The 1,054-nt window shown below is 62.2% G+C and carries 1 protein-coding gene and 1 pseudogene; one reads left to right on the top strand and one right to left on the bottom strand.

Annotated elements, in window-relative coordinates; genetic code table 11:
• Nucleotides 1–240 precede the first annotated feature (240 nt).
• The gene (locus tag AHiyo1_RS09460) at nt 241–468 is read right to left on the bottom strand and encodes a hypothetical protein (protein ID WP_059388400.1); all 228 of its coding nucleotides are present in this window, start codon (nt 466–468) and stop codon (nt 241–243) included.
• 320 nt (nt 469–788) lie between these two features.
• On the opposite strand from AHiyo1_RS09460, the pseudogene AHiyo1_RS09455 reads away from it, so the two are divergent.
• Nucleotides 789–1,054 (top strand): annotated as a pseudogene (locus AHiyo1_RS09455) (hypothetical protein); the annotation flags it as partial.

Here is a 1,054-nt window from a genome sequence, read left to right as displayed (position 1 = left end):
CTTGGGGTGCTTGGCCTTGCCGCTGACGTCCGGCCAGGCCGGTCCTTGGGTCGAGCCGAGGGCCATGGCCACCGTTGCCGGGGCTGGCATGGGCGCTTTATCCATGGACTCGACCAAGTGGCTGGCCACCTCGGAGTTGATTTGTTGCTCAACGTGCTTCGCAGCCATTGTTCTTCCTTTCTGCATTGAAACGAAGGGATTTTCCATACTAGGTGGGAGCGGTCCGCTTGTCTGCAGGATCTACCAGCGGACTTTCTTCTCGGACTTGGCCAGCTTGCCACTCGCCTGAGTGGGTTTGTGTCCTTTTCCGGTGCTTTGCCAGCCGTTCCCTGCCCCGCCACGGGACTTGCTGGCTAGCATCTCCTTCTGGGCGTCAGTCAGTTTCGATCTGACACCGGCAGCCGGGGCGACGGTTTCCTGCGCTTCTGGTTCCTGCCCGGCGTCGGTTTCGGGTGTGTTCGGTGTCATGCAGCGGACTCCTTAAAGCTCTTGATGTGCCGGAGGAGGTATCGGGACGCGACGTCCGCTGCGAGACCCTGGGTCTAGTGAAAGCAACAGGAACGGCGCGGAGGCGAAGCCTCAACAGGCATGGATTTTTGTCGGTTCAAACTCAGCGGTGACCCGCTGGCCTATTCAAAAATCAGTGTTCCCATGCACCCACCCTAGACACTCCGGGCTGTGTTTGTGAACCCCGGCTTTCGTCGAAGCCGTTTCAGGCGTAGTTCCCGCCTCCACCCTCGGCTAGCATGGCCCGGAGAGCACCCCTCGGTACCCCGAAAGGCTCTCCTATGTCAGCACCCACGTTCCAGCCGTCCCATTCCGCCGTCACGGCACGGCTCCGTTCTGCCGGTTGCGTCTTCGCCGAAGAAGAGGCCCGGCTCCTGATCGCCGCGGCGCACGCTCCCGAGGAGCTTGACCGCCTGGTAGAACAACGCGTCTCGGGTTTACCCCTTGAATACCTCCTGGGCTGGGCAGAGTTCTGCGGCCAACACATCGCCGTGGACCCTGGCGTCTTCGTCCCCCGCGCGCACGGAGTACCTCGTCCAGGCGGCGG

Source organism: Arthrobacter sp. Hiyo1, assembly GCF_001263615.2.
Lineage (GTDB): Bacteria > Actinomycetota > Actinomycetes > Actinomycetales > Micrococcaceae > Arthrobacter.
Note: the sequence above shows the minus strand (reverse complement) of the source record. Positions and strands in the feature narration are given on the sequence as shown.

Excerpts from the sequence above, each read along its gene's own strand:
- AHiyo1_RS09460 (WP_059388400.1), bottom strand. The coding sequence starts at position 468 with ATGACACCGAACACACCCGAAACCGACGCCGGGCAGGAACCAGAAGCG.